17 protein-coding genes and 2 pseudogenes are annotated in these 20168 nt (G+C 62.6%); 6 read left to right on the top strand and 13 right to left on the bottom strand.

Translation table 11 applies throughout. The annotated features are described in order from the left end of the window. Positions 1-277 precede the first annotated feature (277 nt). Positions 278-447: pseudogene (locus ACEQX1_RS15625) on the bottom strand (IS3 family transposase); the annotation flags it as partial. Between the two features lie 77 nt (positions 448-524). On the opposite strand from ACEQX1_RS15625, the pseudogene ACEQX1_RS15620 reads away from it, so the two are divergent. Both ACEQX1_RS15620 and ACEQX1_RS15615 read left to right on the top strand, forming a co-directional pair. After that, positions 525-743: pseudogene (locus ACEQX1_RS15620) on the top strand (IS5/IS1182 family transposase); the annotation flags it as partial. Positions 744-864: 121 nt separating this feature from the next. Further along, a complete protein-coding gene (locus ACEQX1_RS15615; protein WP_370197029.1) occupies positions 865-1455 on the top strand; it encodes a transposase in 591 nt (196 codons plus the stop codon). Between the two features lie 644 nt (positions 1456-2099). On the opposite strand, the gene ACEQX1_RS15610 is transcribed toward ACEQX1_RS15615, so the two are convergent. The 3 genes from ACEQX1_RS15610 to ACEQX1_RS15600 all read right to left on the bottom strand — a co-directional run bounded on the left by ACEQX1_RS15610 (position 2100) and on the right by ACEQX1_RS15600 (position 6517). After that, a complete protein-coding gene (locus ACEQX1_RS15610) occupies positions 2100-4004 on the bottom strand; it encodes a TRAP transporter fused permease subunit (protein WP_188076528.1) in 1905 nt (634 codons plus the stop codon). Further along, positions 4001-4984, bottom strand: a complete 984-nt coding sequence (locus tag ACEQX1_RS15605) for a TAXI family TRAP transporter solute-binding subunit (RefSeq protein ID WP_188076529.1) — start codon at positions 4982-4984, stop codon at positions 4001-4003. Before ACEQX1_RS15605 ends, ACEQX1_RS15610 begins: the two co-directional genes overlap by 4 nt. 1005 nt (positions 4985-5989) lie before the next feature. Continuing rightward, positions 5990-6517, bottom strand: a complete 528-nt coding sequence (locus ACEQX1_RS15600; RefSeq protein ID WP_370197028.1) for a MarR family winged helix-turn-helix transcriptional regulator — start codon at positions 6515-6517, stop codon at positions 5990-5992. 263 nt (positions 6518-6780) lie between these two features. On the opposite strand from ACEQX1_RS15600, the gene ACEQX1_RS15595 reads away from it, so the two are divergent. Further along, the gene (locus ACEQX1_RS15595; RefSeq protein ID WP_370197027.1) at positions 6781-8070 is read left to right on the top strand and encodes a Rieske 2Fe-2S domain-containing protein; all 1290 of its coding nucleotides are present in this window, start codon (positions 6781-6783) and stop codon (positions 8068-8070) included. A 59-nt stretch (positions 8071-8129) separates the two neighbouring features. On the opposite strand, the gene ACEQX1_RS15590 is transcribed toward ACEQX1_RS15595, so the two are convergent. From ACEQX1_RS15590 to ACEQX1_RS15550, 9 genes are all read right to left on the bottom strand, one after another. Further along, the gene (locus ACEQX1_RS15590) at positions 8130-9131 is read right to left on the bottom strand and encodes an ABC transporter substrate-binding protein (protein ID WP_188076532.1); all 1002 of its coding nucleotides are present in this window, start codon (positions 9129-9131) and stop codon (positions 8130-8132) included. A 174-nt stretch (positions 9132-9305) separates the two neighbouring features. Continuing rightward, positions 9306-10262, bottom strand: coding sequence for a VOC family protein (locus tag ACEQX1_RS15585; RefSeq protein ID WP_370197026.1), 957 nt, complete (start codon positions 10260-10262; stop codon positions 9306-9308). Next, a complete protein-coding gene (locus tag ACEQX1_RS15580; protein WP_188076533.1) occupies positions 10204-11082 on the bottom strand; it encodes a fumarylacetoacetate hydrolase family protein in 879 nt (292 codons plus the stop codon). The genes ACEQX1_RS15585 and ACEQX1_RS15580 overlap by 59 nt, the downstream gene beginning before the upstream one ends. A gap of 5 nt (positions 11083-11087) precedes the next feature. After that, positions 11088-12143, bottom strand: a complete 1056-nt coding sequence (locus ACEQX1_RS15575) for an NAD(P)-dependent oxidoreductase (RefSeq protein WP_370197025.1) — start codon at positions 12141-12143, stop codon at positions 11088-11090. Then, entirely contained in the window at positions 12128-13318 is a 1191-nt protein-coding gene (locus ACEQX1_RS15570) for an ABC transporter substrate-binding protein (protein ID WP_188076535.1), read from the bottom strand. Before ACEQX1_RS15570 ends, ACEQX1_RS15575 begins: the two co-directional genes overlap by 16 nt. Positions 13319-13333: 15 nt before the next feature. Continuing rightward, positions 13334-14038, bottom strand: coding sequence for an ABC transporter ATP-binding protein (locus ACEQX1_RS15565; RefSeq protein ID WP_370197024.1), 705 nt, complete (start codon positions 14036-14038; stop codon positions 13334-13336). After that, entirely contained in the window at positions 14035-14790 is a 756-nt protein-coding gene (locus ACEQX1_RS15560; protein ID WP_188076537.1) for an ABC transporter ATP-binding protein, read from the bottom strand. Before ACEQX1_RS15560 ends, ACEQX1_RS15565 begins: the two co-directional genes overlap by 4 nt. Then, the gene (locus ACEQX1_RS15555) at positions 14783-15745 is read right to left on the bottom strand and encodes a branched-chain amino acid ABC transporter permease (protein ID WP_370197023.1); all 963 of its coding nucleotides are present in this window, start codon (positions 15743-15745) and stop codon (positions 14783-14785) included. Before ACEQX1_RS15555 ends, ACEQX1_RS15560 begins: the two co-directional genes overlap by 8 nt. 23 nt (positions 15746-15768) lie before the next feature. Next, the gene (locus ACEQX1_RS15550) at positions 15769-16677 is read right to left on the bottom strand and encodes a branched-chain amino acid ABC transporter permease (RefSeq protein WP_188076539.1); all 909 of its coding nucleotides are present in this window, start codon (positions 16675-16677) and stop codon (positions 15769-15771) included. Between the two features lie 257 nt (positions 16678-16934). Between ACEQX1_RS15550 and ACEQX1_RS15545 the strand changes: the two genes are divergently transcribed. The 3 genes from ACEQX1_RS15545 (at position 16935) to ACEQX1_RS15535 (ending at position 20087) form a co-directional block, all read left to right on the top strand. Beyond that, on the top strand, positions 16935-17657 hold the full coding sequence (locus ACEQX1_RS15545) for an FCD domain-containing protein (protein WP_188076540.1): 723 nt from the start codon (positions 16935-16937) through the stop codon (positions 17655-17657). After that, on the top strand, positions 17654-18043 hold the full coding sequence (locus ACEQX1_RS15540) for a YciI family protein (protein WP_370197022.1): 390 nt from the start codon (positions 17654-17656) through the stop codon (positions 18041-18043). Before ACEQX1_RS15545 ends, ACEQX1_RS15540 begins: the two co-directional genes overlap by 4 nt. Before the next feature lie 412 nt (positions 18044-18455). After that, positions 18456-20087 (top strand): tannase/feruloyl esterase family alpha/beta hydrolase, encoded by a 1632-nt coding sequence (locus ACEQX1_RS15535; RefSeq protein ID WP_370197021.1) that lies wholly within the window; start codon positions 18456-18458, stop codon positions 20085-20087. Positions 20088-20168: the final 81 nt, after the last annotated feature.

Genomic DNA, 20168 nt, shown 5'->3' with positions numbered 1-20168 from the left:
TTGCGCTGGGCGAGGCGCTCGGCACTCTTCTCGCCATAGCTGGCGCCGGTCGCAGCACCGACCTCCAGTTCCATCAGCCGCTGGGCGGCAAAGCCGATCATCTCGCGCAGCAGATCGGCATCAGGGGATGTCCGGTCCGGGTTGGATGTCGCAACCCAAGCCTAACCGGAAATCGCTGGTGACCACCGCGCCGCCGATCCGTCCTACAGCGCGATGAAAGGCGCGGACGAGATGAACGACGCTACCGCCGAGCTACACCACGGATGGGGACACGACCCGCCATCATCGTCTGAACGGGCGGTCGAGCTCGGCCTGGGCGAAACATGCCGACGCCTTGCGCAGGCTTTCATTGGCTTGGCGAAGCTCGCGTACCTCGCGTTCAAGAGCCTTGATCCGGTCCCGTTCCCCCTCGTCTGTCGCGCGAGCGCCTGGATCCCGGTCGGCCTGTTATGAGACCTGTGCGCGGGGCTTGCTGGCAGCCTGTATCGTTGATTCACTGAAGTTCACCGGACGGGGGTTGGGTCATGGCGCGGCGTCGCATTGGTCAGGAAGATTTTCAGCTCGGGGACGCGGGAGCAAAGCGGAGCCCCGGCGCCTTGGACGACATCGCCGAATTGATCGACTGGCTCAAGATCGACCAGGACCTGTCGCCGATCTACCGCTCCGCGAGGGGGGAGATGGCCTGGCCGCCGCTGGCGATGCTGAAGGCCCTGCTTTTATCGTTCTGGTACGACCTGTCGGACGTGAAGTTAGCAGAGGCCCTCGACGATCGCGCCTCGTTCCGCCGGTTCTGTGGCTTTGCCGCGGCCGGAGCGCACGGCCTTCGTCCGGTTCCGCAAGGAGCTCGTGAGGCATGGCCTCGACATGGTTCTGTTCGAGGCGGTGACGCGCCAGCTCGACGAAAAGAACGTCATCGTGAAGACCGGCACGCTGGTGGACGCCACGATCATCGCCTTCGCCAGCATCATGAAGGACGAGGAGGCCCGTTGGGTCGGCCATCGCCGTAAGGCGGCCGTGCATGGCTATAAGGCGCACGTGGCGACCGACGCCCACGGCGGGATCGTCCGGCGCATCGAGATGACGCCTGCCAATGTCAACGACGGCCGCATGCTCGGTGCGGTGCTGCCGAGCGATCCGGGCAACGTTCATGCCGATCTGGCCTACGCCAGTTCGCGTAATGAGATCCTGATCCGGGATACTGGCGGTTCATCGCGCCTGCCGGTGCGAGCGCTATGGGGCGGTGCCGAAGCGCTTGAGAGGCTGGAAGCCTGGAACCGCGAGGTCGGCCATGTCCGCCGCCGGATCGAGAAGGTCTTCGGTACATGGAAGCGCAGCTACGGTCTGCGGCGCATGCGGTGGATCGGACTTGCGAAAGCTGGACTTCAGGTGCGGCTGACGGCGATCGCCTTCAATCTCACGCGAACGCGAAACATACTGCGTGAGCGCGTGGCATGAGGGCGGGACACCTGTGTCCGCTATCGGCCGATGGAGGTCAAAAGCGCCTCGAAACCCTCTGCCGCAACCCAAAATCCCAATAAGCGGCAGACTGGCAAACCCTCAGCGCTGAACTTTGAAATACAAGCCCCCCGCGCACAGGTCTCATTACACCTCAAGCTGGAACTCAGGTTTCCGTTCGGAAGCCGCCCTTTTCGGTGCGTCTATCTGCGTAGCCACCATGCGAGCTTCCGGTGGAGGAGCGGTGCGAGGAAGCCGGTGGAGAGGCCAGTGAGGAGCAGCGCGATGATGAAGAGCGAGACCGGTGTCGGCAGCCCAACTAGCAGCGGATGCATCAGGTAGATCAGCGCTACAAGAGCCGGGTATACGGCCAGCATGCTCACCACCCATCGCTTCCAGAAAGGAGGCACTGCGGTCGCGAATCGAGCTTCGTGCTGGGACACGATCGTTCCCCCATGTCTTCGATCTTGAGTTATTGCGGTTGAGCCCTGCCTTGGTGCGATCACTCTAGGCGGCACGCGCTCTGCAGGTAGGATAAGGGACTGGGCGACACGGTTTATGCCACCCAGCCTGGGAAAGGTTAATAACCTTTCGGGGAAGCCCCGATAAAGCGTCCCCTCCGAACTTGATCCGGAACGTCATCTTTAGCTTACCGGTCTGTGCCTTTCGAGCAAGTTTGACTGTAGGTAATGCCGTGCAAGGATGCCGGCGATGCCGGCGATGCCGATGACTGCGAATACGATCGAGGGACACACCGCGAGAATAGCGAGGGCTGCGAGCAAGCCCCGCTCTACTTGCCGCATGTTTGACGCGCCGAAACCTTCGACTGAGAAGGCGATAGCAATCGTAGCCAACGCGCCGCCGATGACCGCGACTGCGTTCGTCAGCGGGTCTGCGAGAAGCATTAAGCCCGGATTCCATATGAATGCGAATGGCAAGAGAAAGCCAACGATTGCTAACTTAACCGCTGTGAACGCGATCTTGAATGGATCCTCGTCGGCGATCGCCGCCGCGGCTAGCGCCGCTACCGCGATAGGCGGTGTGAGCGCGGAAAGTACAGCGTAGTACAGCAGGAACATGTGGCTTTCTAGCACTGGATAGCCGAGCCTAGCGAGCGCAGGTCCGACGAGCACCGCCGCCAGGATATAGGCGCTGGGTGTAGGCATTCCGAGGCCGAGGATAATCGTGACGACCGCTGCGATGACGAGAGTCAGGACCGGCTCGGAATTGCTGATCACCAGGATGACATTTGCTGCCTTCATGCCAAGACCTGTCATCGAGAGGCCACCGATCACGAGGCCGGCCGCTGCGCAAGCGCCTGCAACGGGCAGGATGCGGAGCGTCGTCTCGCCGAGGCCCTCGATTATCTGCCAAAGCGATAGCCTTGTCGCGCGAAGGATCATCGCCGCGACGACCGCTGCGAGGACGCCGATGCCTGCAGTGAATGTGGGCGAATAGCCGGAAAGCAGCGCAGCGACAATGCCGACGATAGGGATGAGGAAGACCCAGCCAACCCGAAACGTCTCGAAGATGGAGGGAATCTCTTCGTCGGAAGGGCGCAGATCAAGCCTAACCGCACGCAGGTGTACCTGACAGAAAACGCCAAGATAATAGAGTAGCGCGGGCACAAGAGCGGCAATGACCACCTCGTTATAGGCGACCCCAGTATATTCGGCTAGGATGAAGGCCGCCGAGCCCATGATGGGCGGCATGGCGCTGCCGCCGGTCGAGGCGGCGACCTCAACCGCACCCGCAAAACGCGCGGAGTAGCCGAGCCGCTTCATTACGGGTATGGTAATTGAGCCCGTTGCCACCACATCTGAAGTGGGGCTGCCCGACATCGTTCCGTAGAGGCCGGAAGATATGACTGCGATCTTTGCCGGTCCGCCGCGCGAGCGTCCGGTGATGAGTGCCGCAACATTAAAAAAGAATTCGCCGCCACCGGATTTCGACAGAAATGTTCCGAACATTACGAAGAGGAAGACGTAGCTCGCTACGACTTGGATCGGTACGCCGAAGATGCCATCTGTTGTGAAGACAAGGATATCGAGAAGATAACTGTATTCGCTGATCCCATGTCCAAAAGGCGGCGGCAGGAGGTAGCCGAAGAGGTTATAGGCCAAGAAGAGGACCACAACGCCAGTGAGGCCGAGGCCGGTGGTGCGCCGTGTCGCCTCGAGCGTCAGGAAGAGCAGCATTGAGCCGAAAATGAGTTCGGGTGTTGTGAACGGGTCCAGGAGGCTGATCCGGTCGGCGATCGCGCCGGCATTCAAAAAGAAATAGAGCCCGCAGGCAATGCTGAGGATTGACAGAGCCCAGTCGTAGACTGGCACATGGTTCGGCGCGTTCGGAGTTGCGCCGATCGCCACGAACATGATCGCGTAAATGCCCGACACGAATAGGATGCCGAGTACAAGAGGATCGGAAATCGTGAAAAGGTTAGCATACACGACCCAGAGTGAGAACGCCGCGGCCGTGGCTGTCAGGACGCGCGTGGCGGAGGCCGCAAGCTTTCGCTTGCGACCCGTTGCAACAAGAGCTCCGATCACTTGAGCAGCCCAGCTTCACGGTAGGCTTTAGCAGCCCCTGGGTGAAACTCTATGACCGTCGGTTTTGCGAGCAGTTCCGGCGTCAGGGAAGCCATTGAACCATGGACTGCCTTGACCTCGTCGATGTTCTTCACCAGGGATTGAGCGAGGGAATAGGCGTCATCGTCGCTCATGTTCTCTGTGGCCACGAGAACTGCCCCGAGCGCTACGGAACTTACCTCCGCGGTTTGGTTTTTGTAGCTTTTGGCAGGGATGACCATTGTCCCTGTTCCGAATTCTTCGTTCGTCGCGTCGATGACTTCCTGCGGAACACCAAGGAGGACGACGTCAGTATTCTCGTCAACTGCGCGGAAAGAGGAGTGCTTGATGAAGATACCGTTCGTGATCATGTCGAGGCGGCCGTCCTGGATGAGGTCTGCCTGCTCGTTGGCGCCGGCTCGCACGAACTGTCCGCCGTTCGAATTAACGACCTCCTCAGTAACTCCGGCTTCCTCAAGCATCTTCAGGGCGATGTTTGACGTGATGTTGCCGGATCGGTTGATGCCGATACGGACAGGCGCACCGCTTGTAGCGATGTCGTCGATGCTATCGATCTTGTATTTCTCCGCCATCTCCCGGTTCAGGAAGAAATGCATCGGCGCCCAGTTATACATGTAGCCAATGGCGCGCATGTTCTCGACCGGAGCACGGAACGGCTCACCGCCCTCAAGCCCGATCTTCGCCTCCGCGTCGTGGACGAGTCCGACATCAGTCCGCTTCGCGGCGAGCAGGCCAATATTAGCAAAGCCTCCACCCGTCGCCTGATACGTGATGACTGAGTTTGCATCGTCCGCCTTGACGGCTCGATCAATGCCGACGCCGAGGAGCGACCAAAGGCCTCCCGGATTGCCGCCAGAAAGCGTTAGGTTCAAGGGATCGGCGGATGCGGAATACGAAGCGAGCGTCATGCCGACGGCCGCAGCGATTGTCAAGAATCTCATATTTCCTCCCAATTCGGCCCCGGTTCCGACCTCCTCGGCTCCCGGCCCGAGCCAATTGCAGCCGGCTAAGATGAGAGCCGGCAATTAGACTTAGACATCTATGTTTATAACGTATCCTCAAGCCGACGTCAACGTCTTAGAAATCTCATTTTTTATCATGGACTAAATCGTTCGGATTGGTTGTCGGACGCAACATCGCTCAGATGGCAGATGCCAGTCCGCTCCACTCGGTTTTAAGACTCATCAAGCTCTGGCGATGCGGGCGCGAGGATAGTCGCAACGGCGTAGAGAAAGGATCTGACGGAATTGATCGTGGCTGCGAAGCCCTTGGCAAGGCTTCTGTTTCGGTGATCTAGGCGAGGAACCGTTCGAGAGCCGGCTGTCGCGGCTGGACAGCAAAGCCGGCTTGATTAGGGTTCCTTCGGACGAGCCCGCTCGCGATAAGCGTCGCATCGGCAACACGAGGGTGCCGGAGTAACACGGTCGGCGAAAGCCGTTCGCCGAACGTGAAGAGAGGGCGGGAGGCTTTCGGTATGGGGCTGCCTCCATCCCGGTCCTGCTGTCTGGGCGAATGCGGCTCGCGAACGTGCGTCCGCCGTCCGTGTCGACCAGGCGTGGCGTTTTCGGCCCTGAATCTTCTTGACGGCACCATGACCCCCAACGCGGTCCGCTTGAATGGTCTTAGCGCTTTGAATATCGATGATTGCGGCCGTGGGACCGGCGGTTCGCCCGCGGTTTTCAGTCGGCCACCATGAGAGAGTGGTGGATCTTCACATGTCCTTCTTGAAATGTCTTCAGCAGGCTGTTGGAAACTGACGTCGGTCGCTCGACACTGTCGAATCGGTTCCCAAGGAAGGCTGCAAACTCGGCTGAGCTAGGGGGACAATGAGGTTCCGCGTTTCCTCCGGCCTATCTTCGCTGTCTTTCTCAATGCGCTCGGTGACCGCGAAGAACCGAATCAAAATAGACTAGCCTCTCACGATCCGAGGAGAAAGAATCTACGCCTTATACTGAGGTAGCCGTCCGGGTAGGAGGAATTCTTATACCACGTGCGGCTGCCTCTGCCTCGTCGCGTTCAAGATTGGCGATGATAACATTTAGTGAGCGACGCAAGATCCGCAGCTCATCGGTGCTCAATCCCTGGACAGCGATGTCGTTCGCCTCCACTGCCAGCGGTTCCAGCTTCTCACGGAGCTCGTTGCCTCGCGGCGTCAGGAAGGCATGCTGGCGGCGCTTGTTACCCGCGACGTTCTCGCGGGTAATTAGGCCCTGCTCGACCATGCGGAGCAGGGCGGTATGGGCGGTGGGCTCAGTCAGGTTCGCTCGCTCGCTGAGCTCGCGTTGGGAGAGACCATCCTCTAGCCAGAGGATCCGCAGAAAGATCCACTGGCCGAACGTGACTCCCTCCGTCGTGAGCCGGAGCTGCAGCGACCGGTTGAAGGCGCGGGCGGCCAATCGGATCAGTCGGGCGAGGCGCTCTTCCTGGGCACTTGTCTCGTCATTCCGAAAATCGGTGGATGTCTCGTTCGTCATAGGCGTTCGGTCCAATCTGAGCGCATTCGTGTTCCCGGGATCACCTACACGTCTTTGGCGCGGCACGTCCATGACCGCACGCGAGGCGCTAGGAGTTTCGGGGAATGGATTGTTGCTCCTCGATCCGCTTCAGTCTTACCGTTGGAATCCCGCCGAGCGGCAGGCCAGCACGAGCAATGCATGTCTCTTGACATCTAAACTTAGAAGGCTAAGATAGTCGTATCGGACGGAAAGTCTTCAAACGATAGAAGTGGAGGAACACGATGCTCACCCCTGAAGAGAACGAGGTTCTAACGCGCGTGACCGGCGATGCGCCTATGGCGAAGTTGATGCGCCAGCACTGGACGCCGGTCTGTCTGATGGAGGAGGTGGCCGAGCCGGACGGAAAGCCGCTGCGGGTTGAGGTGCTCGGCGAGGCCTATGTAGCATTCCGCGACACCAAGGGGCGTCTCGGAATGCTCGACGAGCTCTGTCCGCATCGCAAAGCTTCCCTCGTTTATGGCCGCAACGAGGAGTGCGGACTGCGTTGCCTCTATCATGGCTGGAAGATGGACGTGGACGGCAACGTTATCGCGATGTCATCGGAGCCCGAGGGCAGTCCGCTGATGGATAAGGTGAAAGCGCGGTCTTATCCGGTGCGCGAATGGGGCGGCTTTGTTTGGGCTTGGCTCGGTGAGAAAGATGAAGCGACGGAATTTCAGCCGCCAGCCTTTGCGCCCGCGGAGGACACGCCGGTCGCGATCCTGAAGATTCGTATTCCGGCTAACTGGGCGCAAATTCACGAGGGGCAGATCGACAGTGCCCATTCCTCCTCGCTCCATTCCTCGACCATGAAGCCCGCGCGAGTGGAAGGCGCGTCCGCCGACGAGAAATCCTGGTACCGCCCTTCGACTGATAAGTCGCCGCGCATGCAGACCGAGACGACGAGCTACGGCTTCCACTATGCGGCGATTCGCAAGCCCATTAAGAATGCGGGAACCCACAACTATCTGCGGATTACAGAGTTTATCGCTCCGTATTATTCGCTGATCCCCCCTAACAACAACTACAAAGTCGCGAGCGTCATCGTGCCGATCAATGACGACGAGACAGCCTTCCACTTCATTGCCTTCGGCGGTCCGAACGTGCCGACGACTGAAGAATGGCGCGCATTTAATCACGCCGTTCCGGGCACGGATGTCGATCATAAATGGCGTACACGGCGCACGCTCGATAACGACTTTATGCAGGACCGCGAGATGATGAAGGAGGGTCACTTCACTGGCGTCCCTGGCATTCCAAATGAGGACATTATCATGTGGGTGTCTATGGGGTCGCGCGTGCAGCGCCACACGGACGTCCTCGGCGCGTCCGATTTAGCTATTGTCGAGTTTCGCCGTTTGATGGTCGATGCCGCCCAGAAGGTGGCCGAAGGCGGTCACGCGATCGGCACGAATTCAGACGTCCCGCAGGCTGAGATCGCATCGAAGGAGGGCGTATATCCGAAGGATATCGACTGGCGTACCCTCGTCGCAGGCCAGAAGGCCGCAGAAGCGGCCGAGGCCGCCGAATAGACAAATGCTTCGGGGATGGCAGCGGAGGGCAAGGTCCCTCCGCTGCTTCTTTGCTCTTTCTACCGCGATGCTTTATCGTAGTAGGAATTATTCGTATACTTGGACGGATCTGATAGATCCTTCTTCGGCACGCCGTACTCGCTTCTCAGTTCGAGGACCTTCTGTACGCCTTCCTTGCTGATCGCGCCGTCCTTAAAGAAGCCGGATTGCTCGTTGAGGAGGATTGTGTAGGAAACTTCGGCGACCGGTCCTGCCATCTGCGGCACATGCTTTTCAAGGATCGCGACCGCCTCATCCTTATTGGACGGGTCGTAAAGCCAGTTGAGCGCTGCTCGGTAACCGCCAATATAACCGACGAGCTGGTCTTCGTTCTCCGAGGCGAAATCGCGCCGGGTGGCACCTACAACGCCTTGGTAGGCTCCAAGCGTCTCCGACCCGTTGCCGAGAATGTTGAAGCCTTCACGTTCGGCGGCCGCCTCCAGTGGCGAAACGAGAAGGGTTGCTGCGAACTTTTTCTCGATCAGCGAGCCGAAGCGGCTCATCACGCCGCCAGCCTCGACAAATTCGAATTCGTCTTCGGAAAGTCCATTCAGCTCCAGCATCTTGCGCAGGACAAACGCATATCCTGTTGTCAGCGCGTCGACACCTACTTCCTTCCCCTTGATCGCCTCGTAACCGGTAACGTCGGGAGTCGAGACAAGACGCAGGAAACCGTTGTCGACGCCCATGAAGGCAAAGATGTCGGCCTCGCTCTCGGTCTCGACCGCGCCTTGGCCTTCCGAATAGGCGACGACATTGTCCATCGCGGTCATGGCGATGTCGAACTCGCCGTCGATCAGGCCCTTCATCTGGAACTTAGAATCCGGCGTCGGCGTCACCTCCACCGAAACGCCCCTTTCATCGAAGAATCCCTTGTCCTGGGCGACGAAGATCGGCCAGTTGAAGCCGCCCGGGAAGACGATGACTTTCAATGCTTGATTTCCCTCCTGGGCGAGGGCGGAAACGGACAGGGCACTCACGGTCATTGCCGCGGCCAGCGCGAGAGTTTTCAGAACTTTCATGGTCTCCTCCTTGGGTTGTCACTGATCACGGCGCCGACGCTTTTGAATAATGCGCGCAGGCACCGTCGCGGCGTCCGGCGGTGCGCCGAACGTTCGTCATGCTGGGGTCGGTAGGGCCTGCCTCCGCCCCAAGGTCTGCCGTCGATGTAACGAAGAGTTCTCCCGCCCCTTCGCTCAATCGAGGAAGCCGTCCGGCGGCGGGGTCCCCCACATGTTGGCGGCCATCTGGATGTCGTCCCAGACCTTGCCGCGCTGCGGAAACTCCTGATGCATCCGGCGCGGCTCGTAGAGGCCGAGTTCCTCATTGACCCGGTCGAGCTCGCAATAGAGTTCGATGATCTGCTCGTCGGCATTGCGGTGGTAAGTCGAGATGTTGTGCCCGATGCCGTGGCGCACGGGACCCCAGACCAGGGGAATGCGGTCTTTGGCGAGCCAGTCGCAGGCGTCGCGAATATGAGTCCAGTCGCGAAGTTCAAAGGCGATGTGGTGCATCTTCACCTTTTGCCCGGCGACCAGGTTGATCGTGTGATGATCGGGTCCGCAGCGCAGGAAGGCGAAGAAGTCGCCCATCCAGTCTGAGACTTTGAAGCCGAGGATATCGCAGTAGAACTTCACGTCGGCCTGCACGTCCGTGCAGTTGAAGGCGATGTGGCCGAGCTTGTTGGGGGAAATACCGGCGGGCTGGAAGCCGGCGCCTGACGGCGCGGCATCCACGAAGACCTCCATCTTGGTGCCCTTCGAATCTTCGAAAACGACCGCGTCGCGGATTCCCGGCTGCGGATCGCTCTGGCGGATGGTCTTCAGCCCGTGCGCCTCGATCTGTTTGGCATAGGCGTCGAGATCGGTGCCGGGCGCGAGCTGGAAGCCGATCGCATCGCACTTGGCGTCCGGCCCCTTGCGCAGGACCACCGTTTGGTGGTCGCCGCTGGTTGAGAGATAGGCGGCACCGTTGCCGCACTCGACTTCGGTCAGGCCCATGACCTTGGTGTAATGGTCGATCTGACCTTCGAGATCGGGCGTCTGGAACGCGCCGTAGACGATACGGTTGACTTTGATCATGTCGTTTCCCGTTTCAAACAAACTGGTTTTCGAGGGTGCCGAGGCCCTCAATGGTGACACGGACCCGGTCACCGGCGGCGAGGAATTCCTGCGGCTGGCGTCCGAAGCCAACGCCGGCGGGCGTGCCGGTCGCGATGATGTCGCCCGGCTCCAGCGTCATCATGCCCGAAAGATGCTTCAGGATGGCGGCGATGCCGAAGATCATCTGGCCGGTGTTCGACTTCTGCTTGACCGTGCCGTTGACTGTGAGCTGGATCGCGAGGTTCTCCGGGTCCGTGACGAAGCGGGCGGGCGTGATCCAGGGGCCGGTCGGCTGGAACTTGTCCCACGACTTCTGCATGATCCAGTCAATGCCGACGAAGGGGCGCGACGCGATCCAATCGCGGGCCGAGACGTCATTGATGACGGTATATCCGGCGACCGCGTCGAGCGGATCGCCTTGATCGCCCGGGCCGAATTTGCGGCCGATGACGATGCCGAGCTCGGCCTCCCAGTCGTTCATCTTCGCGCCGGATGGGAGGGGCACCTCTTGGCCATGGGCGGCGAGGCAGGTCTGGGGCCGCATGAAAGCATAGGGAAATTCCGGCGGCGTCCCGACCTTCATCTCGGCGAGATGATCCTTGTAGTTGGTGCCGATGCAGATGACCTTGCGCGGGTTCGAAAGCGGCGTGAGAAAGCTGATCGTCGAGGGATCGAGACCGTCGCCCGAGACGGCGCCCGCGCGCTCGGTCAGAAGCGCATCGGTTTCCGCCCAATGAGCGAAGACGTCTTCGAGACTTTCCGGGGCTTCGTCGGCGAGGATGTCCGACAAAGGGTAGGCCTTGCCCGCGATCAGAACCAGCGGCGTCGGCTTGCCGTCGACGAGGCCCGTTCCGAGCTTGTATTCGCTCATGCTTGTTATCCTTGTGTCTTGTTTGGGACGGGCAGGCCGGCGGCCTCGGCGAAGGCCGCGTAGACGGAGGCGACGTCGGTCTTGTCGTAGCCGGTCTCCATCGCCCGGTCGTAGAGACGCGCGGCGCTCGAAAGCACCGGCATCGGGCAGTCGAGATCGGCGGCCATGGTCTCGATCAGATGGACGTCCTTGGTCAGCATCGCGGTGGAACCGAGAACCTGATCCCAGTCGCCCGTCGCCATGCGCGCGGCACGCGCCTGGAACTGCAGCGAGGTGCCGGCGCTCGCCTTCAGCGCTTCGATCAAAGTGAGCTGGTCGAGGCCCATCCGGTCGGCGAAGGCGAGCATTTCGGCTGTTGCCGCGAGATTGGCCGCGACCATCATGTTGGCGCAGAGCTTCGCCTTCATCGCGGCGCCGAACTCGCCCATGAAGAACAGGTGGTCCGTCACGGCTTCGAGAACGGGCTTCGCCTTTTCGTAAGCGGGCTCGTCGCCGCTGAGAAGAAAGATCGCCTTCTTCGCCGCGACCATGGGCGGCAGGCCGCTGATCGCGCCGTCGAGCATGATCCCGCCCTTCTCCGCGATCGCTTTTGCCTCGCGCGTCTTCAGGTCGCCGGAAAGGGTCGAGAGTTCGACGACGATCTTGCCCGAGCAGTCGCCGCCGGCGATGCCCGTCGATCCCGAAATCACCTCGCTCAGCGCATCGTCGCCGGGAATGCAGCAAAGGACGATGTCGCTCTCCTCCGAAATGGCGCGAGGCGAGGCGGCGAAACGCCCTCCGAGGGCCGTAAACTCCGACGGATCGCCCCGCCTGAAGCCGAGGACGTCGTGTCCGGCGTCGATGAGGTTCTTCGCCATGGGCTTGCCCATGTTGCCGAGACCGATCAGACCGACCGTGCTCATATCGTTGCCTCCCTGCATGAATTGCCGCTCGCGGCGGGTCGTCGGGCGATCCGGCGCGCAACGCGCGTGCCTCGCCGCGGCTTTGCGTCGAGCGCGGCGGGCGGGACCGATCCTCCCGGTCCTCGCCAGCCGCCGTGTTGTCGTCAGTTCAGCTGGCACTCGCCGGTGTGGGAGTCCGCCTTTTGCTCGAATATGCGGGTCACCAGCGTATTGCGCATGGTTCCATCCTCGCCCTTGGTGATCTCGCTGATGTAGAAGTCCTGGATCGGAAAGTGGTTGTTCGCGAAAGAGAAATTGCCGCGAACGGAGTCGAACTCGACCGTTTCGAGGGCCTCGCGAAAGGCGTCGAGGTTGCGGACATTGCCGTCCACCGCGCCAATGGCGGCGTCGAGGAGGAGGACCGTGTCATAGGCCATGGCCGCGAGGATCGACGGATTGCGGCCGTATTTTTCGTTGAAGGCCTCGACGAACTTCCTGTTCGCCGGATTGTCGATCTCGGGGTTCCACGGGCCGGCATTGAGCGTGCCGGCGGCCGCGTCGCCGAGCGCGCCGAAGGTCGTCTCGTCGGCCTGGAAGGTCGCGAGATAGGGATCGACTGTCTCCTGCATGCCGGACTGGTTGAACTGGCGCTGGAAGGCGATGCCCGAACCGCCTGGCAGGAACATCACGAGGGCCTGCGGGTCGGCGGCGCGGATCTGGCTGAGCTCGGCGCCGAAATCAGACTGGTTGAGCTGGACGAGGATCTCGCTCACGAGCTCGCCCTCGTAGCCGAGCTTCAGGCCCGATACCGCGTCCCATCCCGCCTGGTAATTGGTCGCGATCGCGGCGACGCGCTCGACGCCCTCCTTCTTCAGATAGGCGCCGATCGCCTCGAACATCGTGTCGGTGTTCCAGGAAGCGATGAAGTAGTTCGCCTCACAGCCGGCGCCGGCAAGGTTCGAGGAGCCGCCCACCGAGGCGACGACCATGCGGTCCGCCGGCAGGATGACGGAGTTTACCGCCTCGCCGACATGGCTGAAGAGAAGGCCCGACATCAGGTCGATATCGTCGCGCTGGAGCATCTGCCGTGCGATCTGGATGGCGATCTGGGGCTTGGCCTGATCGTCGCCGGTGATCAGCTCGACGGTCTTGCCGCCGAGCTTTCCGCCGGTGTGTTCGAGGCCGAGATTATAGGCGTTGAGCATCTCGACGCCGTAGGCGCCAGCCGGGCCCGACAGCGTATTGATATAGCCGAGCTTCAGCGTGTCGCCGTCCTGCGCGACCGCGCTGCCCGCCATGGTCAGGCCCACGAGAATGGCCGCGTATTGCGCCGCCCGTCTGATGTTCGAAGTCATGAATGCGCCTCCCTGTTAGACGCCGAGATGCTGCTGGTGCAGGCTTTCATCTTCGGCAAAAGCTCGGGCGCCGCCCTCCCAGACGGAGCGCCCCTTGGATATGACGACGACCCGCTGCGCGATGCGCGCGAGCGCCCTGAGATTCTTGTCGACGACGATGACGGAGAGGCCGGCCTTCGCGATGCTTTCGAGGCACAGCCAGATGTCCTTGCGCACGAGCGGCGCGAGGCCCTCGGTCGCTTCGTCGAGGATGAGGAGTTTCGGATTGGTGACGAGCGCGCGGCTGATGGCGAGCTTCTGCTGTTCGCCGCCGGACAGCGTGTAGGCGAGGTTCGAGCGCCGCTCCCTCAGCCTCGGAAACATCTCGAAGATCCGCTCGCGCGTCCAGTGGCGGCCGCCGGGGCCGGACCGTTCGGCGAGTTTCAAATGCTCCTCAACGGTGAGGTTGGGAAAGCAGCGCCGCCCCTCGGGCACGAGGCCGACGCCCATCCTCGAAATCCGGTTGGGCGAGACAGCCGCGATCGCCGTTCCGTCGAAGCGGATGTCGCCGGACATCGCGGCAAGCTCGCCGGTCAGCGTCCTGATCACCGTCGTTTTGCCCATGCCGTTGCGCCCGACGAGGGCGACGACCTCGCCTTCCTCAACCGTCAGGTCGACGCCGTGGAGAACCTGGATCGGCCCGTAGCCACCGGTCAGACTGGAGACCTGAAGGAGACTCACCAGACATCCTCCGTTCCGAAATAGGCCTTCTGGACGCTCTCCATCTCGCGGACATCGCCCGGCGCTCCCGTCGCGATCAGCTGGCCCTCGACGAGCACGGAAACGCGGTCGGCGAGCGCGAAAACGACATCCATGTCGTGCTCGACGAGGAGGAGGGCGCAATCGTTTCGAAGGTTCGAGACGAGGTCGGTCAGCTCGCGGCCTTCCTCCGTGCCGACGCCCGCCATCGGCTCGTCGAGGAGGAGGACCTGCGGCTTCAGCGCGAGGGCCATTGCGAGTTCGAGATGGCGGCGCTCGCCATAGGAGAGCGTTGAGACCTTCGCATCGGCCCGGCGGACGAGGCCGACCTTTTCGAGGGCGGCCATCGCCTCCTCGATGAATTGCGTGTCGGAAAGCGTCGAGCGCCACCAGTTGAGCGCCGGCTGGCGGCGGCCGACGACGGCGAGGACGGCGTTTTCGAGGACCGTGAAATCCTTCAGAACGCTCGAGACCTGGAACGAGCGGGCAAGGCCGGCGCGCACCCGCTGTTCGGAATGGAGCCCGGTAACGTCCCGGCCGTCGAGCCGGATCGAACCGGAATCGGGCCGGAGTTCGCCGGCGATGAGATTGATCAATGTCGACTTGCCGGCGCCGTTCGGGCCGATCAGCGCATGGATCTCGCCGGGCCGAAGGTCGAGGCCGACCGACCGGGTGACGTTCAGCCCGCCGAACGACTTCGTCAGTTCGCGGACGACGAGTGGCGTCTCAGTCATCGCGCCCTCCGAGCAGTCGTTCGAGCGCCGGATGAACGCCCTTGTGGAGATAGAGCACCGAGAGGATGACGGCGGGGCCGAGGAAGATCCGCCAATAGGTCGTGTATTCGGAAAAGACCGCCTCGAAGAGGACGAGGATCAGGGCGCCGAAGAGGCCGCCCGAGAGCGAGGCGATGCCGCCGAGCGCCACCATCACCAGAAGCTCGCCCGAAACGAGCCAGTGGAGATAGGCCGGGCCGACGAACTGATAGAAGTTCGCGGCGAGCACCCCGGCAAATCCGGCGACGACGGCGGAAAAGACGAAGGAGGTGAGCTGCAGCCGCTTCGGCGCGTAGCCGAGCGCCTTCATGCGCCTCTCGTCATGAGCGATCCCACGCAGCGCGAGACCCGCCGGCGAGCGCGACAGGCGCGTCATGACGAGGAGGACGAGGCCGAGCGCGACTAGGACGAGATAGTGGAAGGCCTCCGTCGCATCGAGCGAGATGCCCGCCAGCATGTCGCGGCCGAAGAGCGGCAGGCCGTCGGCGGCGCCGAGACTCTGGCTGCCGGAGATGACGAAATAGACCATCTGGGCAAAGCCGAGCGTGATCATGATGAAGGCAACGCCGCCGGTGCGCAGCGAGAGAAGGCCGATGACGAGAGCGAGGAGCGCCACCGCGAGAAGCGCCAGCGGCCAGACGAGAAGCGCGTCCTGATAGCCGGCATTGCGCGCCATCAGCACGCAATAGGCCCCCATGCCGAAGAAGGCCGCATGGCCGAAGCTGACGAGCCCGCCATGGCGGATCGCAAAGCCCACCGCGCAGGCGGCCATGCCGTAGATCATCACCCGCGTCAGCTCGCCGACGAGATAGGCTTCGAGGACGAGCGGGGCGAGCGCGAAGAGGGCGAGGAGCAGCAGCATGGCTCTGTCGCCGCCGAGGGACGGCAGGCCGGGCCGAAGGGTCGAGGCAGGCATGGTTCTTTCGTCGGAAGGAGACGTCATCGTGCGAACAGCCCCTGCGGACGGGCGATCAGCACGGCGGCCATCAGCACGTAGATGAGGACGGCGGACAGCGAGGGCGCGATGCTCGCGACCGTGCGCGGCTCGAAGAGGCCACCCATCAGGACCGGCGTGTAGGCGCGGCCGAGCGTATCGACGAGGCCGATCGCTAGCGAAGCCCAGAAGGTGCCCTTGATCGAGCCCATGCCACCGACGACGACGATGACGAAGGCGATGATGAGGACCTGTTCGCCCATTCCGACCTCGACGGAGACGAGCGGGCCGCTCATCACGCCGGCAAGCCCGGCGAGCGCCGCGCCGACGGCGAAGACCATCGCGCCGACGAGGCGGACGTCGAAGCCGATATGGCGGACCATCGCCGGATCGCTCGCGGAGGCGCGCACCAGCATGCCGGCCTTGGTCCTCGCGAGCATGAACCAGAGACCGGCGGCCACGGTGAGCGCGGCGATGGTCACGGCGAGGCGGTAGCGGGAGTAGAAGAAGCCGTCGACAATTTCGATCGCGCCGCCGAAACCGTCCGGCGTCGGAGCGAAGAGCGGCGTTCCGCCCGAAAGCCAGCGCAGGAACTCGTTGAAGAACAGGATGAGGCCGAAGGTCGCGAGCACCTGGTCGAGATGGCTGCGCGCGTAGAGCGAGGAGACGATCAGCCGCTCGATCACGAGGCCGATCAGGAAGGTCGAGACGATGCCGGCGGCAGCGCCAAGCCAGAAGCTGCCCGTTGAGCCCGCGACGGCCACCGTGACGAAGGCGCCGACCATGAAGAGCGAGCCATGGGCGAGATTGATGAGATGCATGACGCCGAAGACGAGCGACAGCCCAGCGGCAATCAGGAACAGGAGAAGACCGTAATTCAGGCCGTTCAGGAGCTGTTCGAGGAAGAAGACCATCGGCCGCCGTCCTCAGTCGCGACCGGAGGCAGGGTGCCGGACGCCACCCATCGATTCGACAATCGCTCCGAAGTCGTCTTCACGCATTTCAGTCCCCCCATTGGAAATTATTTTGCAATTTCCAAATTTAAGCTATCACCCTGTTCAATGACATGTCAATGCAGGGTCGGGACTGTTCGAAGCGTTCGCGAAGCTGTGAAGATGGGAATGGAAACGGGATGCACGCCGTGCGAAGAGTTCGGCCCGAGGAGAAGACCATGACGCCGAGGATGTCCGAGCCGGAATACGGGGTGCTGGAAGAGCCGCGGACGGTGTCCGAGGCGATCTACCGGAAGCTCAGGTCCGATATCATCTGGGGGATTCTCGCCCCGGGCGCGCCGCTGCGTTCCGACGAGTTGCGCCGGAACTACGATGTCGGCATCAGCCCGCTGCGCGAGGCTCTGTCGCGACTTGCCAGCGAGCGGCTGGTGATTTCCTCCGGCCAGCGCGGCTTTCGCGTCTCGCCGATCGGCGACGCTGCGGTCGTCGACATCACCCAGACGCGTCTGGTGATCGAATGCGCGGCGTTGGAGCGCTCGATCGCGGAAGGCGACGTCGCCTGGGAAACGCGCGTCGTCGCGACGCATCACGCCCTGTCCCGGGTGCCCTTTCCGACGAGCCAGGGCGCCGACGCCGAAGTTTGGACGCGCCGGCACAAGGCCTTCCATATGGCGCTCCTCTCCGCCTGCCATTCCGAATGGCAGATCCATCTCGCCGATCTTCTCTTCGACCAGGCCGAGCGCTTCCGCATTCTTCGCGCGGTGAAGACCGCCGCCGCCGGCAAGCGCCGCGACCCGGCGAAGGAGCATCAGGAGATCGTCGACGCGGTGCTCGACCGCGATGTGGAGCGCTCAGTCGCGGCCCTGCGTAGCCATTACCGCGTGACCATGGAAATGGCGCTCGAAGCCCTCGCGCCGTCCGCCGAGGAGGCCGCCCAATGACCGGGACCGACGATGACGCACTGAGCGTCCCCGAACTGCTCGGTCGGATGATGAAGGCCGAATTCTTCCTGATCGAAAACCGGCTCCTGACGAAGCCGGAGGACCTGAAGGAGAAGATCAGGGAGCATCTTCTCTACATGATCGACCTCGAAAAATCCGGCATCCTCTTCCTCTCCGGCCCGCTCCACGACGATAGCGGCGCGATGACCGGCAACGGCATGACCGTCATCCGCGCCGCCTCCTTCAAGGATGCCACCGCGATCGCCAACCGGGACCCCTTCGTCAAGGCCGGCTTCCGCGAACCGAAGATCCATCGATGGGTCGTCAACGAAGGTCGGATTTCGCTCAATATCGACCTCTCCGACCGAACGAGCGCGCTCGGCTGACTTCGCCTTATTCGAAAGACGGGGAATATGCGGCCTCCGCGTGCCGGAAGGTCGCGTGGCTGAGGTCGGCCCTGTCGCGCCGGTCTAGCGATCATCATACTGCCGCCGCCTGTTCCCGCAGGGCGAGGTTTCGTGCGGGATCGCATCCGCTGCCCTCACCGAAAACGCCTTGACAGTCCCGGCTTGCTGAGAGACGCTCAATTTGGAAATTAGGTAAAATATTCCAATTTCCAGATTTGGGGAATTCGTCGGCAGGGAGGAGACGATGTATCCAAGCCAGGACCACCGGGTGAGCGTGAGGCGATCACCGCCTCGCGCGACACTCCCTCTTGCCTGCCTCGCGGCGGCTCTTTCCGCATCCGCAGCGCTGACGGGGGCGGAGGCTCTCGCGCAGGATGCGCAGCCGCAAATTATGGCGCCGATGACGCCGGGCGATTGCGCGGCGCTTGCCGAGGCGCAGCTGCCGAATACGCGGATCGTCGAGGCGACGGCGATGCCGGCCTCGGAAAGCCCGAAGCAGCCGGCGCATTGCAAGGTCGTCGGCGCCATCAATGAACGGACGGGCAGCGACGGCAAGCTCTATGCGATCGGCTTCAATCTCCTGATGGCGGAGGATTGGAACGGCCGCTTCCTGTTTCAGGGCGGCGGCGGCGTCGACGGCGTGATCCGCCGCGCCGAAGGCACCTTCGGGCCGGAGCGCGAGGACGACAATCCGCTCAGCCACGGCTATGCGGTGGCGACGACCGATTCCGGCCACAAGATCGAGCGGAACATCCCGGTGGTCGGTGCGGTGACCTTCGGTCTCGAACAGACCGCGCGCGTCGAATACGGCTATGAGGCGCTCGAAATGATCACGCCGATCATCAAGGAAATCATCGCCGACCATTACGGCGCCGCGCCGCGCCATTCCTACTTCATCGGCTGTTCGAACGGGGGACGGCAGGCGTTTCAGGCCTCCCAGCGCTTTCCGGAGATGTTCGACGGCGTCGTCGCCGGCGCGCCGGGCTTCAATGCACCGGACGCCGTCGTGAACCAGATGTGGTACCTGAAGGCCTGGGCCGAGGCCGCGACCGAGAAGGACGCCGAGGGTTATCCCTATCTAGCGACCGCGCTGACGGCGGCCGAGCAGCAGACGGTTGCCGATGCGGTCCTCGAACGCTGCGATGCGCGGGACGGTCTCGTCGACGGCGTGGTCGACGACGTTCCCGGCTGCGACTTCGATCCGGCGGTTCTCCAGTGCACGGGCGAGAAGACCGATCAGTGCCTGCGGCCGGAACAGGTGACGGCGCTCGAGAAGATGTTCGCCGGACCAACGGATTCCAGCGGTAAGCGGCTCGCGGTCGACTGGCCGTGGGATGCGGGCATCTCGGCTCCTGGCTGGCGCGACCGGCCGCTCGGCTTCCCGAGCGAGGAGAAGATCAACAATGCCTCGGCGCTCTATCTCGGCGGTGCGGCGCAGGCCTATCTCTTCTCGACCCCGCCAAAGACGCCGGGTCTGGAAGAGGCCAAGGCCGGCAATGCCGCCGGCGCGCGGGCGGCGATGCAGGACTATGTCTTCAATTACGACTTCGACACCGAACCCGCCGCGCTGCGGGCGACCAATGACGAGTTTCCGGAATCGCCGGTCTCGTGGGACGTCGCCGACAAGACCGATCTTTCGGCCTTTAAGGATCTCGGCCACAAGATGATCGTCTATCACGGCGGTAGCGACCCGTCCTGGTCCCTCAACGACACGATGCGCTGGTACAAGGGCGTCGAGGAGAAGGACCCAGCCGTGCGCGATTTCGCCCGGCTCTTCATCGTGCCCGGCCTCAATCACTGCACCGGCGGCCCGGCGATGGAGAAGGCGGATTTCCTGACCCCGCTGGTCGAATGGGTCGAGCACGGCAAGGCGCCCGAGCGCATCGTCGGCGAAGCCCTCGAGGCCGAGGACGTGCCCTGGCCGGGCCGGACGCGGCCCTTCTGCGTCTATCCCGAACAGGCCCGTTATACCGGCGTCGGCAGCATCGAGATGGCGGAGAACTTCGTGTGCGAGAGGCCGTGAGGCCAAGGGAAACCGGGTGGCGACGCGGCAAGAAGGCCGAGATTCACCGTCCGGTGCCCGCAACGGCCCGTTCCGTCGACG

This window comes from Aurantimonas sp., assembly GCF_964217435.1.
Lineage (GTDB): Bacteria > Pseudomonadota > Alphaproteobacteria > Rhizobiales > Rhizobiaceae > Aurantimonas > Aurantimonas coralicida.
This window is presented reverse-complemented; position numbering and strand designations above follow the sequence as displayed.

What these genes read in the sequence shown, in the direction of transcription:
- ACEQX1_RS15615 (WP_370197029.1), top strand. Translation starts at nt 865, where the DNA reads ATGGTTCTGTTCGAGGCGGTGACGCGCCAGCTCGACGAAAAGAACGTC.
- ACEQX1_RS15605 (WP_188076529.1), bottom strand. Translation starts at nt 4,984, where the DNA reads ATGAGATTCTTGACAATCGCTGCGGCCGTCGGCATGACGCTCGCTTCG.
- ACEQX1_RS15600 (WP_370197028.1), bottom strand. Translation starts at nt 6,517, where the DNA reads ATGACGAACGAGACATCCACCGATTTTCGGAATGACGAGACAAGTGCC.
- ACEQX1_RS15595 (WP_370197027.1), top strand. Translation starts at nt 6,781, where the DNA reads ATGCTCACCCCTGAAGAGAACGAGGTTCTAACGCGCGTGACCGGCGAT.
- ACEQX1_RS15590 (WP_188076532.1), bottom strand. Translation starts at nt 9,131, where the DNA reads ATGAAAGTTCTGAAAACTCTCGCGCTGGCCGCGGCAATGACCGTGAGT.
- ACEQX1_RS15580 (WP_188076533.1), bottom strand. Translation starts at nt 11,082, where the DNA reads ATGAGCGAATACAAGCTCGGAACGGGCCTCGTCGACGGCAAGCCGACG.
- ACEQX1_RS15570 (WP_188076535.1), bottom strand. Translation starts at nt 13,318, where the DNA reads ATGACTTCGAACATCAGACGGGCGGCGCAATACGCGGCCATTCTCGTG.
- ACEQX1_RS15560 (WP_188076537.1), bottom strand. Translation starts at nt 14,790, where the DNA reads ATGACTGAGACGCCACTCGTCGTCCGCGAACTGACGAAGTCGTTCGGC.
- ACEQX1_RS15555 (WP_370197023.1), bottom strand. Translation starts at nt 15,745, where the DNA reads ATGCCTGCCTCGACCCTTCGGCCCGGCCTGCCGTCCCTCGGCGGCGAC.
- ACEQX1_RS15550 (WP_188076539.1), bottom strand. Translation starts at nt 16,677, where the DNA reads ATGGTCTTCTTCCTCGAACAGCTCCTGAACGGCCTGAATTACGGTCTT.
- ACEQX1_RS15545 (WP_188076540.1), top strand. Translation starts at nt 16,935, where the DNA reads ATGACGCCGAGGATGTCCGAGCCGGAATACGGGGTGCTGGAAGAGCCG.
- ACEQX1_RS15540 (WP_370197022.1), top strand. Translation starts at nt 17,654, where the DNA reads ATGACCGGGACCGACGATGACGCACTGAGCGTCCCCGAACTGCTCGGT.
- ACEQX1_RS15535 (WP_370197021.1), top strand. Translation starts at nt 18,456, where the DNA reads ATGGCGCCGATGACGCCGGGCGATTGCGCGGCGCTTGCCGAGGCGCAG.